General features: G+C 71.4%; 13 protein-coding genes. 10 read left to right on the top strand and 3 right to left on the bottom strand.

Annotation, left to right across the window (positions count from 1 at the left end; genetic code table 11):
* Nucleotides 1-118 precede the first annotated feature (118 nt).
* Genes V1351_RS06105 through fahA form a run of 5 tightly spaced genes read left to right on the top strand, consistent with a single transcriptional unit; the run spans nt 119 to nt 7,448 of the window.
* On the top strand, nt 119-2,452 hold the full coding sequence (locus V1351_RS06105) for a cytochrome P450/oxidoreductase (protein ID WP_338751725.1): 2,334 nt from the start codon (nt 119-121) through the stop codon (nt 2,450-2,452).
* A gap of 54 nt (nt 2,453-2,506) precedes the next feature.
* A complete protein-coding gene (locus tag V1351_RS06100) occupies nt 2,507-4,066 on the top strand; it encodes a GntP family permease (protein WP_338751723.1) in 1,560 nt (519 codons plus the stop codon).
* A 39-nt stretch (nt 4,067-4,105) separates the two neighbouring features.
* Nucleotides 4,106-5,326 carry a homogentisate 1,2-dioxygenase gene (locus V1351_RS06095; protein ID WP_338751721.1) on the top strand — a complete coding sequence of 407 codons (1,221 nt, stop codon included), beginning with the start codon at nt 4,106-4,108 and terminating at the stop codon, nt 5,324-5,326.
* Complete coding sequence (locus V1351_RS06090) at nt 5,323-6,171, top strand: hypothetical protein (protein WP_338751719.1); 849 nt, start codon at nt 5,323-5,325, stop codon at nt 6,169-6,171. Before V1351_RS06095 ends, V1351_RS06090 begins: the two co-directional genes overlap by 4 nt.
* A 50-nt stretch (nt 6,172-6,221) precedes the next feature.
* Nucleotides 6,222-7,448 (top strand): fumarylacetoacetase, encoded by a 1,227-nt coding sequence (gene fahA / locus V1351_RS06085; protein WP_338751718.1) that lies wholly within the window; start codon nt 6,222-6,224, stop codon nt 7,446-7,448.
* Nucleotides 7,449-7,459: 11 nt separating this feature from the next.
* Here the strand turns inward: fahA and V1351_RS06080 are convergent, their stop codons facing one another.
* Nucleotides 7,460-8,533 carry an NADH:flavin oxidoreductase gene (locus V1351_RS06080; protein WP_338751716.1) on the bottom strand — a complete coding sequence of 358 codons (1,074 nt, stop codon included), beginning with the start codon at nt 8,531-8,533 and terminating at the stop codon, nt 7,460-7,462.
* Between the two features lie 56 nt (nt 8,534-8,589).
* Here V1351_RS06080 and V1351_RS06075 point away from each other — a divergent pair, with 56 nt between their 5' ends.
* Nucleotides 8,590-9,645 (top strand): LLM class flavin-dependent oxidoreductase, encoded by a 1,056-nt coding sequence (locus V1351_RS06075; RefSeq protein WP_338751714.1) that lies wholly within the window; start codon nt 8,590-8,592, stop codon nt 9,643-9,645.
* Nucleotides 9,646-9,777: 132 nt separating this feature from the next.
* On the opposite strand, the gene V1351_RS06070 is transcribed toward V1351_RS06075, so the two are convergent.
* Together V1351_RS06070 and V1351_RS06065 are read right to left on the bottom strand one after the other, a co-directional pair.
* Nucleotides 9,778-9,969, bottom strand: coding sequence for a hypothetical protein (locus tag V1351_RS06070; RefSeq protein WP_338751712.1), 192 nt, complete (start codon nt 9,967-9,969; stop codon nt 9,778-9,780).
* Nucleotides 9,970-10,014: 45 nt separating this feature from the next.
* Nucleotides 10,015-12,765: a helix-turn-helix transcriptional regulator gene (locus tag V1351_RS06065; protein ID WP_338751711.1), complete on the bottom strand. Its 2,751-nt coding sequence runs from the start codon at nt 12,763-12,765 to the stop codon at nt 10,015-10,017.
* Nucleotides 12,766-12,835: 70 nt separating this feature from the next.
* Between V1351_RS06065 and V1351_RS06060 the strand changes: the two genes are divergently transcribed.
* The 4 genes from V1351_RS06060 (at nt 12,836) to V1351_RS06045 (ending at nt 16,478) form a co-directional block, all read left to right on the top strand.
* Nucleotides 12,836-13,600 (top strand): FAD-binding oxidoreductase, encoded by a 765-nt coding sequence (locus tag V1351_RS06060; protein WP_338751709.1) that lies wholly within the window; start codon nt 12,836-12,838, stop codon nt 13,598-13,600.
* Between the two features lie 15 nt (nt 13,601-13,615).
* The gene (locus V1351_RS06055) at nt 13,616-14,179 is read left to right on the top strand and encodes a cob(I)yrinic acid a,c-diamide adenosyltransferase (RefSeq protein ID WP_338751707.1); all 564 of its coding nucleotides are present in this window, start codon (nt 13,616-13,618) and stop codon (nt 14,177-14,179) included.
* 18 nt (nt 14,180-14,197) lie between these two features.
* Nucleotides 14,198-15,037 carry an urea carboxylase-associated family protein gene (locus tag V1351_RS06050; RefSeq protein ID WP_338751705.1) on the top strand — a complete coding sequence of 280 codons (840 nt, stop codon included), beginning with the start codon at nt 14,198-14,200 and terminating at the stop codon, nt 15,035-15,037.
* Nucleotides 15,038-15,149: 112 nt separating this feature from the next.
* On the top strand, nt 15,150-16,478 hold the full coding sequence (locus V1351_RS06045; RefSeq protein WP_338751703.1) for an MFS transporter: 1,329 nt from the start codon (nt 15,150-15,152) through the stop codon (nt 16,476-16,478).
* Nucleotides 16,479-16,497 lie beyond the last annotated feature (19 nt).

Raw genomic sequence — 16,497 nt, 5'->3', positions numbered from 1 at the left:
GCATGACCCGTCGCCCCATGCGTCGGCCTCGATCACGCTCTTGACCACGGATCACGCCTGCACTACGTTGTGCGGAGTCCGCGCACAGGTGTGCGCTGTCCGCACAAGGGAGTGTTGCATGACCACCGCCTGTCCGATCTCCTCGCCGGCCGACGAGTTCGACCCCTTCGGTGACGGCTACCAGCAGGACCCACCGGCCTACGTGGCGTGGTCCCGCGAGAGCGAGCCGGTCTTCTACAGCCCCAAGCTCGACTACTGGGTGGTCACCCGCTACGAGGACATCAAGGCGATCTTCCGCGACAACCTCACCTTCTCCCCCGCCGTCGCGCTGGAGAAGATCACGCCCACCAGCCAGGAGGCCAACGACGTCCTGGCCTCCTACGACTACGGGATGAACCGCACCCTGGTGAACGAGGACGAGCCGGCGCACATGGAGCGCAGGCGGGCGCTGATGGAGCCCTTCGACCCCGAGCACCTGGCCCACCACGAGCCGATGGTCCGCGCCCTGGTGCGCGAGTACGTCGACGCCTTCATCGACGACGGCCGGGCGGACCTGGTCAACCAGATGTTCTGGGAGATCCCGCTGACCGTGGCCCTGGAGTTCCTCGGGGTCCCCGACGACGACAAGCCGAAGCTGCGGGAGTACTCCGTCGCCCACACCGTCAACACCTGGGGCCGGCCGGAGCCGGAGGAGCAGGTCGCCGTCGCCCACGCGGTCGGCAACTTCTGGCAGTACGCCGGCGGCGTCCTGGAGCGGATGCGCGAGCGCCCCGACGACCACGGGTGGATGCAGTACGGCATCCGGATGCAGCGCGAGCTGCCCGAGGTCGTCACCGACTCCTACCTGCACTCGATGATGATGGCCGGCATCGTCGCCGCACACGAGACCACGGCGAACGGCATCGCCAACGCCGTGAAGCTGCTGCTGGAGAACCGCGAGATCTGGGAGCAGGTCTGCGCCGACCCCACGCTCATCCCCAACGCGGTCGAGGAGTGCCTGCGGCACAACGGGTCGCAGGCAGCGTGGCGGCGCATCACGACCACGCCGACCGAGGTCGGTGGCGTGTCCCTGCCCGAGGGCGCCCGCATCCTCATGGTTTCCTCCTCCGGCAACCACGACACCCGCCGGTTCGAGGACCCCGAGCTGGTCGACGTGCGCCGCGACGACGCCGCCGACCACCTGACCTTCGGCTACGGCGCCCACCAGTGCCTGGGCAAGAACCTCGCCCGCATGGAGATGCAGATCTTCCTCGAGGAGCTGACCGGACGCCTGCCGCACATGCGGCTCGCGGCGCAGGAGTTCAGTTACGTGCCCAACACCTCCTTCCGCGGCCCGGAGCACCTGTGGGTCGAGTGGGATCCCGCGGACAACCCCGAGCGCCGCGACCCCTGCGTGCTGCGCCCGCGCGTCGAGGTCAACATCGGCGAACCGACGGCGGCCCACCACTCGCGGCCGATGCGCGTCGTGCGCGTCGTCGACGCCGCGGACGACGTCCGGCACATCACCCTCGTCAGCGACGACGGGACCGCGCTGCCGACCTTCACCCCCGGCTCGCACATCGACGTCGAGTGCGCAGACTCCGGCATCGTGCGCCAGTACTCGCTGTGCGGCAGCCCGCCCGCGCCGGTACAGCCGGCGGGGTGTCCGGTCCCGCACACCCCGCGACCGCAGGAGTACGAGATCGCGGTGCTGCGCGAGCAGGAGTCCCGCGGCGGTTCGGACTGGGTGCACGATCACGTGCACGAAGGGGATGTCCTCACCGTCCGCGGTCCGCGCAACCACTTCCGTCTGCCCGAGCAGGCGCAGCGCTACGTCTTCGTCGCCGGTGGCATCGGCATCACCCCCATCCGGGCCATGGCTGCCCACGCCGCTCGCGAGGGCGTCGCCTACGAGATCCACTACCTGGGTCGGGAGCGGGCGGGCATGGCCTTCGTCGACGAGCTCGCGACCGAGCACGGGGAGCACCTGGTGGTGCACTGCTCGGGGGAAGGGGGCCGCGCCGACCTGCATCGGCTGATGGCCGACCTGTCCGACCGGGGTCGCGCCGGAGACCTCCACCTCTACGCGTGCGGCCCGCAGCGGATGATCGACGACCTGACCACCGGCAGCGCCGACTGGCCGGAGGGGACGGTCGTCTTCGAGCACTTCTCCTCCACGCTCGGCGAGCTCGACCCGGAGGTCGAGCACGAGTTCACCGTGCACCTCGCGGACTCCGATGTCGACCTCGTCGTCCCCCGCGACCGCACCCTCCTGCAGACCCTGCGCGATGCCGGACGGGCCATCCCGGCCAACTGCCGGGAAGGGCTGTGCGGCACCTGCGAGGTGCCCGTCCTCGACGGCGACGTCGACCACCGCGACGTCGTCCTGTCCGGGTCCGAGCGCCGCGCGGGCGACCGGATGATGTCCTGCTGCTCCCGGGCAGTCGGCGACCGGATCGTCCTCGGGCTCTGACCCCTTCGTCACCACCTCTGTCCTCCGCCCCCCACCAGATACCAAAGGCAGCCAATGACGCTTGCACTCCTGGGGATCCTCCTCTCGCTGGGCCTCCTGATCACCCTCGCCTATCGCGGTCACTCGGTGATCGCCGTGGCCCCCTTCGCCGCCTCCATCGCGGTGATCATGTCCGGGGCACCACTGCTGGCCAGCTATACACAGGTCTTCATGCCCGCTCTGGGCTCCTTCCTGATCGCCTTCTTCCCGCTGTTCCTCGTGGGCGCGATCTTCGGTCGGCTGATGACGATCAGCGGCTACGCGCAGGACCTGGCCCGGTGGATCTCCGGGATGCTCGGACCGCGCTTCGCCATCCTCGTCACGGTCCTGGCCACCGCGCTGCTGACCTACGGTGGCGTCAGCGCCTGGGTGGTCGTCTTCACGATCTTCCCGATCGGGATGGCGCTCTTCGAGGAGGCCGACATCCCGCGGCGCCTGATGCCGGCTGCCATCGCGCTGGGCATCTTCACCTTCGCCACGGCGGCCCTGCCGGGTTCCCCGCAGATCCACAACACCATCCCGACGAAGTTCTTCGGCACCAACACCTTCGCCGCGCCCGGCCTCGGCCTGATCGCCGCGGTCCTGGTCTTCGGTCTGGGCATGCTCTGGCTGGAGCACCGGCAGAAGCAGCTGGCTCGCGCGGGTGAGTCCTTCCGCGACGCCACCCATGCCGAGCTCAAGCAGGCCCAGCGCGGCGAGGGCCCGGTCCGCACGGGCGAAGGGGGCGGCGCCCCCCGCCAGAGCACCGGCCCCACCGAGGGTGCGGGCGCGGACGCCGTCCAGCCGCACGGGCACGGCCCGGCGGTGGCCACGCGGGAGCGCACGTCGCTCACCTCGACCGGAGCGCCCACCGCCGTGGCCGCTCCCCCGTCCGCGGCCGCGGGTCTGATCGGTCTCAGCCCGATCCTGGCGATCGTCGCGGTCAACGCGCTGTGCACCTATGTGGTCTTCCCCGCCATGGACTTCGGCTTCCTCGCGCAGGAGAAGTACGGATCCACCTCCCTCGACGGGGTCATGGGCATCTGGTCGGTGACCGTCGCGATGCTCGCCGGCATCGCGCTGGTCTTCCTGCTACGCATCGGGTCCTTCTCCGACTACGTCGAGGGACTGTCCGACGGTGCGAAGAACGCGGTGCTGCCGGTCTTCAACACCGCCAGCGAGGTCGGCTACGGCGCCGTCATCGCCTCCCTGGCCGTCTTCGTGGCCATTCGCGACAACATCTTCGGCATCAGCGAGAACCCGCTCATCGTCGCGGCCGCCTCCACCTCCGGGATCTCCGGGTTGACCGGATCCGCCTCCGGCGGACTGACGATCACCCTGCAGACGTTCGGAGCCGACCTGACCCGGATGGCGACCGAGCAGGGCATCGCGATGGACCTGATGCACCGGGTGACGGCGATGGCCTCGATCGGCTTCGACTCGCTGCCGCACAACGGCGCGATCATCACCCTGCTGCTCGTGACCGGCCTGTCCCACCGTGAGTCCTACAAGGACATCTTCGTCGTCACCGTCCTCGTGCCGCTGGCCGGCCTGCTGACCGTCATCGGTCTCGGCATGGTCGTAGGCTCGTTCTGATGACGCCCTGCCCCCGCACCCACCACCGAGAGGACTGACATGGCCCACTACCGCCAGATCGGACCGGTGCCGCAGCAGCGGCACACCCTCTTCAAGGACGAGGACGGTCGCATCCTGTCCGAGGAGTTGATGGGCGAGGAGGGTTTCTCCTCCGACTCCTCGCTGCTCTACCACCGGCACATCCCCTCGGGGATCGTGGGCGCACGCGAGTGGGTGCTGCCGGACCAGTCGCTGGTGCCGAACCAGCCTCTGCTGCCCCGTCACCTGAGGCTGCACGACCTCTTCACCGACGCGGAGGTCGCCGGCACCGACGCGGTCACCGACCGTCGACTGGTGCTGGGCAACGGTGACGTGCGCATCTCGTACGCCCACGTCGGCGCGACGTCGCCGCTGTACAAGAACGCGATCGGTGACGAGTGCGTCTACGTCGAGCGCGGGTCGGCCCTGGTGGAGACCCAGTTCGGGGCCCTCGAGGCGAGTGAGGGTGACTACGTGATCATCCCGCGCGCCACCATCCACCGCTGGGTGGTGCGCGAGGGCGAGACCGCTCGCCTGTACGTCATCGAGGCCAACAGCCACATCGCCCCACCGAAGCGCTACCTCTCCCGCTACGGCCAGTTCCTCGAGCACGCGCCCTACTGCGAGCGGGACCTGCACGGTCCGAGCGAGCCGCTGCTGCGCGAGGAGAGCGACGTCGACGTCTACATCAAGCACCGCGGCCGGGGCGAAGGGGGGATCGCCGGCACCGTGCACACGGTGCCCGAGCACCCCTTCGACGTCGTCGGGTGGGACGGGTGCCTCTACCCGTACACCTTCAACATCCGTGACTTCATGCCGATCACCGGCAAGGTGCACCAACCGCCGCCGGTGCACCAGGTCTTCGAGGCCAACAACTTCGTCATCTGCAACTTCCTGCCGCGCAAGGTCGACTACCACGAGCTGGCGGTGCCGGTGCCGTACTACCACTCCAACGTCGACTCCGACGAGATCATGTTCTACGTCGACGGCGACTACGAGGCGCGCAAGGGCTCGGGCATCGGCAAGGGCTCGATCTCGATCCACCCGGGTGGGCACAACCACGGACCGCAGCCGGGCGCGGTCGAGGCCGCGATGGGCACGGAGTTCTTCGACGAGACGGCGGTCATGGTCGACACCTTCCGCCCGCTCGACCTCGGCCCGGCCGCTCGGGCGACCGACGACGGGAAGTACGCCTCCTCGTGGACCGGCGGCCGTTGGCTGGGCGAGCGGAGAGAGGCATGAGCGCCGTGTCGCCACAGACGGTCCCCGAGCAGTTCCTGCGCTTCTTCGACGACGCGGCGACCTTCCCGCCCGGGCTCGCCCCGGTCGAGCAGGCGGTGGCCGACCACGTGGAGCGACGCTCCGCCCCCTTCGTCCCCGCGGTCGGGCCGGCGGTGCTGGCCCTGGCCGACCTGCAACGGGCCCGGGAGATCGCCGACGCCTTCGACCTGGCGAGCGGTCCCGTCGAGGTCGCCGTCGTCACCCCGGCCGGCGCACTCGCGCAGGCGCTCGAGGCCATCGACGAGGTGCGGCCGCAGCTGCAGGTGGTCGCGATCGAGCTGAAGACCGACCCGGGCGACCGCGAGGTGATGGCCGAGCAGATCGCCGAGGCCGCCGCGGTGAGCGGTGTCCCGATCTTCGTCGAGTTGACCGCGGCGCAGGTGGCCGACGATGGGCTGGACCTGCTCGTCGACACCGGGCTGGCGCTGAAGTACCGCACCGGCGGGATCGAGGCGCACCTCTTCCCCACCCCTCAGCAGCTCGGTGCGGTGCTCACGAGGGCGGTCGCGGCCGGTGTGCCGTTCAAGCTGACCGCCGGGCTGCACGAGGCGATCCGCTACACCGACCCGAACACCGGCTTCGACCACCACGGCTTCCTCAACATCGCCCTGGCCACGCAGGCCGCGCGGGCCGGGCAGAGCGCCGAGCGCGTCGCCGGATGGCTCGCGGAGACCGACCCGGAGGTCCTGCGTGCGGCGGCGGCCGACTCCGACGGCTCGTGGCGCGAGTCCTTCCGCTCCTTCGGCACCTGCAGCGTCAGCGAGCCCGCCGACAGCCTGCGCCGACTCGACCTCTTCCCCAGCTGACCCGGCCACCAAAGACCTGACCTGACCTGACCACCAACCAGGAGCCTCAATTGACCACCGCTGCAGCGCGATTCGCCACCACCGGATTCGGCGCAGAGAACCTGCCCTACGCTTCCTTCTCCGTCGCCGGGGGCGAGCGCCGTCTGGGCGTGCGCCTGGGCGACCACGTCATCGCCGTCGCCGCGCTCGCCGCGCAGGTCGGCTCCCCACGGCTCGACGACGCGGCCCGCGATGCGGTCTCCGGCCCCGACCTGGACGCACTGCTCGCGGCCGGGCACACCGCCTGGCAGCCGCTGCGTGCCTGGCTGCAGCAGGTCGTGACCACCGACGGACTCGACGCCGCGGTGGAGTCGGCCGCCACCCCGGTGACCGACGTGCAGCTGCACCTGCCCTTCACCGTCGCCGACTACGTCGACTACTACGCCAGCGAGCACCACGCCTCGAACATCGGGCAGATGTTCCGCCCCGACGAGGACCCGCTCAAGCCCAACTGGAAGCACCTGCCCGTCGGGTACCACGGCCGCGCGGGCACGGTCATCGCCTCCGGCACCGACATCCCCCGCCCCAAGGGCCTACGCCCCGAACAGGGTGGCACGCCGAGCTTCGGTGCCTCGCGCCGGTTGGACATCGAGGCCGAGCTGGGCTTCGTCGTCGGCGGGTCGGTGCCCGAAGGCGAGGTGTCCGTCGCGCGCGCCGGCGCCGAGCACCTCTTCGGCGTCGTGCTCTTCAACGACTGGTCCGCACGCGACATCCAGGCCTACGAGTACGTGCCGCTCGGCCCGTACCTGGGCAAGTCCTTCGCCTCGTCGATCTCGATGTGGGTCGTGCCCTTCGACGCGCTGGCCGACGCCCGCGTCGAGCCGCCCGCCCGTGACCACGAGCTCACGGCCTACCTCGACGACTCCGTCAACGGGCCGTGGGGCCTGGACATCACGATGGAGGTCGAGATCGACGGCCAGGTCGTCTCGCACCCGCCGGCGCGGACGCTGTACTGGACCGCACCCCAGATGGTCGCGCACATGACGGTGAACGGGGCGAGCCTGCGACCGGGCGACTTCTTCGGCTCCGGCACCGTCTCCGGGACCGAGGTCGATCAGCGCGGGTCCTTCATCGAGCTCTCCTGGGGCGGCAAGGAGCCCCTGAGGCTGGCGGACGGCCGCGAGCAGGCCTTCCTCGAGGACGGCCAGACCGTCACCCTGCGCGGCACCGCCCCCGGCGCCAACGGATCGATCATCGACTTCGGCGAGTGCGTGGGCACGATCACCCCCGCGACCTGACGATTCGCTGCTCAGGCGACGAAGTCGGACCACCCGGCGTCGAGGTAGTCGATGAAGTCCTCCCCCACTCGCTCGGCACGCAGGTGGTCACGAGTGACCGGCAGGTCGGCCATCGCGAAGTCGGCGTCGGCTGCCCGGCGCGGGAAGTCGTGGTGCACGATCGCTGCGCGTCCGAGGTCGACGAAGTCGGCGCCGTGCTCCATGCACCAACGGGCCTGCTCGACCGTGCGGATCCTGCCGGCCACCCCGAGCCGCGTGGCACCGCGGGGCAGTCGGGTGAACCGGTCGATGAGGAGGGAGCCCCCTTCGTCCACCGTCGCGAAGGCGTCCCACAGGGACATGTCGACGTAGTCGACGAGGCCCGAGTCGAGGACCCACTGCGCGACGGCCACACCCTCGTCGAGGACGACCCCGTTGCCCCGCGGGGTCAGGCGCACTCCGACCTGGAAGTCGTCGCCGGTGCCCTCCCGCACACCGCGCAGCACGTCGAGGAGCGCCCGCGAGCGGTCCTCGAGGCAGCCGCCGTAGCCGTCCGTGCGGTCGTTGTGGCGACCGTCGAGGAACTGCGTGAGCAGGTACCCGTGCGCACCGTGCACCTCGACCCCGTCGAAACCCGCCCGCTCGGCACGCCGCGCCGCGACGACGAACTCCTCGATCGCCCGCTCCACCTCCGCGGTGGTCAGCGCGCGGGTGTTCTTCTCCGGGTCGTCCCACGGTGCGACGTTCGGGCCACCGTGCACGTCCGGGTTGGCCCGGCGACCCGCATGGTGCAGCTGGACCGAGGACACGCTCCCGGTGGCACGGATCCCCTCGGCCAGGCGGGTCAGTCCCGGCAGATGCCGGTCGTCGCTGATCCCGAGCTGCCCGGCCCAGGCCTGCCCGGCCGGCGCGACGTAGGTGGCGCAGGTCATCGTCAGGCCGAAACCCCCTTCGGCCCTGGCCATCAGCCAGTGGTACTCGTCGTCGGAGAGGGTGCCGTCCGGGTTGCTCTGGGTGTTGGTCAGGGGGGCCAGGGCGAACCGGTTGGACCAGGCCGGCCCGTGGGCCAGGTCGAGGCCGTCGTGCAGCTCAGGGATGGAAGTCATGGGGCCATCCTCGCAAGCAGGGAAATACGTTCACAATCAACCATGTTGGACCGCTCGTGCATGCCTTCGGATTCTTGAGCTTCGGCCACTACGGCCACGGGAGCGGGCTCGGCGACCCCGACGCCCGCCAAGCCCTCCATGACGCTGTCGAGATCGGTGTCGGCGCCGACCAGATCGGGGTGAACGGCGCCTACTTCCGAGTCCACCACTTCGCCCGCCAATCCGCCTCTCCCATGCCCTTGCTGTCGGCGATCGCCGCCCGCACGCGGGACATCGAGGTCGGCACCGGCGTGATCGACATGCGCTACGAGAACCCGCTGCACCTCGCCGAGGAGGCCGCCGCCCTCGATCTCATCGCCGACGGTCGCGTCGCCCTGGGTGTCTCCCGAGGATCGCCCGAGCCGGCGAAGCGCGGCTGGGAGGCATTCGGCTACACCGGCTCGACGGACCCGCGCGGCGCGGATGTCGCCTACGAGCACTTCGACCGTTTCATGGGCGCCGTCCGCGGCGAACCGGTCGTCGACGCCGACCCGCGGACGGGTCCCGCAGGCCGGCTGCGCGTCGAGCCCCACTCCCCCGGTCTGGAGCGCCGCATCTGGTGGGGTGCGGGCAGCCGCGAGAGCGCCGAGTGGACCGCCCGCCAGGGTGTGAACCTGATGAGCTCGACCCTGCTCACCGAGGCCACCGGCGCGTCCTTCACAGAGCTGCAGCGCGAGCAGATCGACCGCTACCGCGCCGCGTGGCGGGACGCCGGACACGAGTGGTCCCCACGGGTGTCGGTCTCGCGCAGCATCTTCCCGATCGTCAGCGACATCGACCGGCAGCTCTTCGGCCTGCGCGGACAGGCCTCCAGCGACCAGGTCGGGGTCATCGACGACCTGCGCTCGACCTTCGGACGCACCTACGCCGACGAACCCGACGTCCTGATCGAGCAGCTGCGGGCCGACCCGGCGATCGCCGCCGCGGACACCGTCATGCTCGCCGTCCCCAGCCAGCTCGGCGTCGACTACAACCTGCACGTGCTGCGCGCCTTCGCCGAGCACGTCGCCCCGTCGCTCGGCTGGCGACCCAACACGAGCGGCCCCGTCGAGGCCCTGCACGTCCGGTCCTGACCCCCCACCGACAGGCGGAGGGGCCCACCTCCCCCGGGGCGGGCCCCTCACGTCTCCCCCCGGAGATGTGAACTGGGGCGACAGTAGGCTCCTCAGCGGACCCTCGCATCAGTGGTCGAGTACTGGTTCTGCCTACCCCGGGTCGTCGCCAGCGGCCCGGAACTTTTCCTGCGCCACCTGCAGCAACACGGACACCGCCTCCACCGGCAGCCCCAGCGCCGTGGCGATGACGACGTCCTCGTACCCGGCGCGGTGCAGCCGGAGGGCGACTGCGTGGGCCGGCGACATGGCGTCGACCCGTTGCTCCCACCGGCTGCTGGTCATGCGTCCATCCGAGCACGACCCAGTTCCGGTGGCCCCAGTAGTCGGCTACTGGGGGCGGCTGACGCCGCCCCGGGACGGGGGCAGGTAGCGCTCGAGGTCCGCACGGGAGGTGACGCCCAGCTTCCCGAACGCCTGGTAGAGGTGGGACTCCACCGTGCGCACCGAGACCACGAGGCGGTGCGCGATGGACGCGTTGCTCAGCCCGGCCGCGGCCAGGGAAGCCACCTCCTGCTCACGCCGGCTGAGTACGGGGACCGGCTCCTGCGCAGCCAGCGTCTGGGTGGCCCCGCCGTCGATCCGGCTGGCCAGCACCTGCATCCGACCGGCCATCCGGCGGGCGCCGTCACCGGCCCCGACGGCACGGTGCGCCGTTGCCGCCTGCGCGGCTGCCTCGACGGCCAGCGGGAGCAGCCCGCGCCGGGCGAAGCGCTCGGCCACCGCCTCCAGGGCGTGCCGGTCTCCCGAACGCATCGCGTCCGCGTGGTCGGCGAGCAGTCTCGGGTAGTCGCACTCGACCCGATCGGCGACAAGGTGAAGGGAGTGGGTCACCTCGCTGCCCCGCTCACCCAACCGACAGGCCAGATGGAGCAGGCCGGCGCGGGCCAGCTCCAGTTGCGGGTACTGCTGCGCCCCGGCGAGCGCGATCGCTGCCGCGCCCGTGTGATCACCCTCGGCGACCGTGAGCCACACGTCCGCCACGACCACGTCAGCAGCCTGTCGGGCGGGTCCGGGCTCCCGCCGCGAGGCCAGGGCGTCGTCCCGACGCCGCCGTGCCCTCTCGGTCCGGTGACTGAGCGAGGCCACCTGACTGAGCAGGGTCAACGCCCAGGCGAGCGAATCGTCCAGGTCGACCTTGCGGAAGTCCTCGACGGCGTCCAGCAGCACGGCGCGGGCATGCGCCAGCCGCCCGGCGTGGATGAGGCAGCGGCCCAGGCCCAAGCACACCAGCCCGCGGTTGACCACATCAGGACTGTCGACCATCGCGCTGTGCATCGCGGTGAACACCGGCAGCACGTCCGCCACGCGTCCGTCCCGCAGGCCGCTGAACGCGGCCTGGAGGTCGGCCCGGACCCCGACATCCGAGGCACGGGAGGTGGATCCGACGGGGAACTGCCGCAGCCGCTCCCACACTCCCTCGGCCCGACGGTGCAGACCGAGCTGGCCCAGTGCCTCACCGGTGGTCTCCAGGATCATCAGCCGGTGCAGCGGCGACAGGTCGGTGCGCTCCAGCAACGGCTCGGCGATGACCAGCGCCTCGTGCGGTCGCCCCTGACCGCTGGCGATGGTCGCCCGGTAGGGCGCCAGCCGGTTCTCCCGGCTCGGGGCGCCGTCGCCACCCGACGGGATCCCGGTCGAGCTGCCGACACGGTCCAGGAACGCCTCGACCTGCTGGACGTCACCCAGGCCGTGGTACTTCGCCCGGAACCGCACGTCGACGTAGTCATCCACCAGGTGCGGGTCCGATCCGGTGAGCACGGCATCCTCGACCTGCGTGAGCAGGGCAAGGGACTCCCCGGCCCGGTTGGACCCCACCAGCCCCCGGCCGAGCTCGATGACTGCGGGCGCGCGCCCGACGGGATCTGCGTCACCGGCCTCCAGCGCTGCCCGGGCCAACCGTGCCGCCAGCGCGTGCGCAAAGACCTGGTTCGCCCGGGTCGCCGCGTCCAGCAACGTCTCCCGGGTCTGCTCCCGACCGGCGTCCAGTCGCCAGGTCACGACCCGCACCAGGGCGCTCTCCACCTCACGGGGGCCGGCCGCGTCGAAGGCCTCGGCCAAGGAACCCACCAGCCGACGTCGCCCGATCGCGCCGATCCGCGCCAACAGCACCTCGCCGTAGAGCGGGTGCCCCAGACGCAGGACCTCGCGACCGTCCGAGTCGTCGACGCGCACGAGACCGACCTCCTCCAGCCAGGAGAGCACGTCCGGTGGCGCGACGACCTCGGCGACGGTCAGCGGCAAGGTCTCCCCGACGGCCACCACGGCCAGGGCCCGCCGTTGGGCGGCATCCAGCGCCTCCAGCCGGGCCCACACCGCATCCACCAGGCGGGGTGCCAGCACCACCTGCTCATCCCACATCCACACCCCGTCCAAGGACCGCAGTGACCCACGCTCGGCTGCGGCCATGACCAGCTCTCGGGCGTAGAGCACGTTGCCGCCGCTGACGGCGGTCAGACGGGCGATCGTGCGGTCGCTGACCGGCCCGCCCAGTGCCCGACGGATCAGGTCCGCCACCTCGGTGGCCGAGAGGGGCTGCAGGTCCACCCGCAGCGCCAGGTCCTCCTTCCACAGCGCGGTGACCGGGTCCGGGACGGACCTTCCGCGCCGCACCGTGACCACCGGCGTCGCCACGCCGTCCAGGCTCAGCTGCAGCAGCAGGGCGGCGGAGGCCTGGTCCAGGAGGTGCGCGTCGTCGACCAGCACCACCCTCCTGCCTCCCTCGGACCGCAGCCGCGCGGAGAACGAGCCGTGCCACCCGGCCCGGTCGGGATGGTCGGCAGCCCCCTCGGGCAGCAGGTGCAGGACTGCCCCGTAGGGCGTGCCCGAGGCCGCCCGCGTGGCGATGACCGAGGACGTCGGCAGCCCCCGGGCCTCCGCCCACGACCGCACCTCGCGCAGCAGGCGGGTCTTCCCGACGCCGGCGGGCGCCACCACGACCGCCCCCCGGGGACCCCTCGGGTCATCGCAGGCGGGATCCAGCAGCGCGGTGATCAGGTCCAGCTCGGCGTCACGGCTGGTGAAGGGCCACTCGCCACGCAGTGCGTGCGCGAGCGTGGATCCTGCGTCCTGCTGCGTCATGGAACCACTTCCCGGAACACTCGCCCCCACCACCCTAGTCCTGCTCGGCGTCCGGTCGTACTGTCAGGACATGCCTCTCGCCCCGCTGCCCGACCAGGACGTCGACGTCGTCCTGACCGGACGCCGGTGGTGCACACCGGTTGTCGCCGGGCTGACGCTGCGGCCGCTCGCGGACCGCATCGACTTCGCACCCGGGCAGTACGTGCTGCTGCAGGACGAGGAGCGGCTGGTCCCGGTGCGCTCCTACTCCGTCGCCAACGCACCGCGCGAGGACGGCACCCTCGACATCCTCGTCACCGCCGTCCCGGGCGGCGCGACCAGCACGTGGTTGGCACGCGATGCCGCCATCGGCGACCGGCTGCTCGCCTCCGGCCCGTACGGCACCTTCGTCGCCGACCCCGACCACGCGGGGCCCACGCTCTACCTCGCGGGAGGCTCCGGGCTGGCACCGGCGCTGGCCCTGATCGAGGCAGCGGTCAGGGATGGTGGGGCCGACGACCCGATGCGACGGCACACTCTCGTCTTCTCCGGGCGCACCGCCGAGGACGTCATCGACCACGAGCGGCTGACCCGGCTTGCGGCCGAGCATCCGGGCCTCGACTACGTGCGTACCCTCACCCGCGTCCCCGAGGGTGGCGCGCCGCCTCCCCTGGGCAGGGTGCCGGCGCTCCTGCCCTCGCTCGTCGACGACCTGGCCGAGCACGCCGTCCACGTCTCCGGCGCACCGGGTTTCGTCGATGCCTGCACCCGCGCCGCCCAGGACCTCGGGGCACGGCCGGGGCGGCTGCACACCGAGGAGTTCTACGCCGAACCGATCCCGTGGCACGGCGACTGACACGAAGGAGGAACGATGAGCGGCGACGCATCACGCATCTACACCAAGACCGGGGACGACGGCACGACCGGACGGCTCTTCGGTGGCCGGGTCGGCAAGGACGACCCGCTGATCGAGGCCTGCGGTGACATCGACGAGGCCGTCGGCGCACTCGGCCTGGCACGCGCCGAGCTCGACCCCGGGTCGGACCTGGCGGAGCTGACGCTGGCGAACCAGCGGCGGCTCTTCGTCGTGGCCGCCGACCTGATGGCCAACCCGCACTCACGCGAGCGGCTCGAGCCGGGTACCTCGCTCGTCGACGCCGACCTCGTCGGGGCCGTCGAGAAGGACATCGACGCCCTCGTCGCGCAGCACCCGCTCGAGCCCGTCTTCATCGTGCCGGGGGCGACACGCGCCTCGGCCGCCTTCGACCTCGCGCGCGGCGTCGTGCGCCGGGCGGAGCGCCACGCCGTCGCCGCCGCGCGGGCCGGCCAGACCGTGTCCGACCCGGTGCTGCTGACGCTGAACCGGATGAGCGACCTCGTCTACGTCCTCGCCCGGGCCAGTGCCGGCGACGCGGAATCCCCCAGCCACGAGTAAGTGGCACAGGATGGAGTCATGAACCTCACCGATGCCGCCTACCAGTCCGAGCCCGGGGGCCCCCTCGACGTCGACCGTGATCTCTACGGTCGGATCGGATCGTCGACCCACGGGCGTGAGCTCGTCGACTCCTTCGTCCTGCCGATCCGCAGCGGTCTCGCGTGGGAGGTGCCGGCCGGTCACGTCTGCCGGATCGTGACCATCGAGGGACCGCAGGTCGCCGACCTCAACCTCTGGAACCTCCACGACCCCCGTGAGCGCCTGTGGGCCTCGCGCACCCGACAGCTGCAGTCGGCGCACGTGTCGACCTTCGACCGGTTGTGGTCGACGCTGCCCTTCCTGCGTCCGCTCGTGACGATCACCGGCGACTCGCTCGCGGGCTACGGCAGGGACCGCGAGGGGGGCCGCGTCCACGACCTGCTGGGCACCCGGTGCGATCCCTACGTCAACCAGATGCTGGGCGGCGTCCCCTTCGACTACCACTGCCACTCCAACCTCACCCGGGCCGTGCGGCCATGGCACCTGACCGAGTTCGACGTGCACGACGTGCTCAACGTCTTCCAGTGCACGGGGCTGAACGAGCGCGACGAGTACTTCATGAGGACCTGCCCGGCGAGCAAGGGTGACTACTTCGAGTTCTTCGCGGAGATCGACCTCCTCGCCGCGCTGTCCACGTGCCCCGGCGGCGACCTGTCGGTACCGATGTTCGGACCGCACGCCGGTGACGCCGAGTCGGTCTGCCGCCCTCTGGGCATCGAGGTGTACTCGGTGCCGGACGACGCGCTGGTCGGGTGGCGGCCGCCGCAGCGGGCGGCCTACGCGCAGGACCACGGGCTGGCGGCGCGCGCCTGGGCCTGAGGCCACGCTGCCCCGGTCGTCCGTCGGGGTCGTGCGCGCCCGTGTCGGGTCATGACCCCGCACGGGCGTGCACGTGTCCGACAGCCCTCTGCGGGTGCGGGATACTTCCCGGGTGAGCACCACCGAGCGGATCCACGACCGACTGATCCGGCGCGACGTCGAGGCCGAGCAGGCCCTGCCGGAGGCCGTGCGCCGCAACGTGCCCGGCAACGGTCTGCGACTCGTCCTCGCCCAGGCCCTCCAGTCCTCCGGTGACCAGACGGTCAGCGCCTCGACGGTCCTGCCGTGGCTCTTCCACGTCCTGGGCGTGCCCCCGGCCCTCACGGGGGTCCTCGTGCCGATCCGCGAGTCGGGGTCGATGCTCCCCCAGGCCCTCCTGACTCCGCTGATCCTGCGGGTACGCCATCGCAAGCACGTCTTCGTCACCGGCGCTCTCGTGCAGGCCGCCTCCGTGTCCGTCATGGCCGGGACCGCTGCCCTCGGGCACGGGCTGGCTGCCGGAGTGACCATCATCCTCGCCCTCGCGGTCTTCTCGCTCGGCCGGTGCCTGTGCTCGATCTCCTCCAAGGACGTGCAGGGGCGCACCCTTCCGAAGGGGCAACGTGGCCAGATCAACGGTCTCGCCACGACCGCATCGGGCCTGGTCGCGATCACGCTCGGCCTCGCGGTACGCAGCATCGGTGGCGGCGACGTCTCGGCCACCCAACTGGCCTGGCTGCTCGCGGCGGGCGCGATCCTGTGGACACTCGTCGCGGCGGTGTACATCACCATCCGCGAACCCGCCGACGACACCGACGCACCAGCGCTGCGCAGCACCGACGACGGGCCGAACTGGTTCGTCCAGACCTTCTCGATGCTGCGCCGCGACAAGACCTTCCGCACCTTCGTCGTCGTGCGCAGCTTCCTGCTCGTCTCGGCGCTGTCCCCGCCCTTCGTCGTCGTGCTCTCGGTGCGTTCGGGCACTCAGGCACTCGGTGGGCTGGGGGGCTTCATCCTCGCCTCGGGCGTGGCGGCGCTGCTCGGCGGGCGCATCTTCGGTCGACTGGCCGACCGCTCCAGCAAGCGTCTGATGGCCGGCGGCGCGGCCCTTGCCTCGACGATCATCGTCCTGCTGGTGCTCGCGGTCACCGTCGTCGACGTCCCGGAGGGGTCCCTGCTCGCCTACGCGCTCTTCGTCGGCAGCTACTTCCTGCTCACCCTGACCCACACCGGCGTCCGAGTGGGGCGCAAGACCTACATCGTCGACATCGCCGAGGGGGACCAGCGCACGACCTACGTCGCGGTGTCCAACTCGGCGATGGGACTGGTCCTGCTCGTCGTCGGCGCCCTCAGCTCCGCCCTGGCGACCCTCGGTGTCATCTGGGCATTGCTCTTCCTCGCGGGCCTCGGTCTGCTCGGGGTCGTCGCCTCCGCACGCCTTCCGGAGGTCTCCCGCGGGTAGTCCGCGCGGCGTCGCCCGT

Source organism: Janibacter sp. A1S7 (assembly GCF_037198315.1).
In the GTDB taxonomy this organism is placed as follows: Bacteria; Actinomycetota; Actinomycetes; order Actinomycetales; family Dermatophilaceae; genus Janibacter; species Janibacter alittae.
This window is presented reverse-complemented; position numbering and strand designations above follow the sequence as displayed.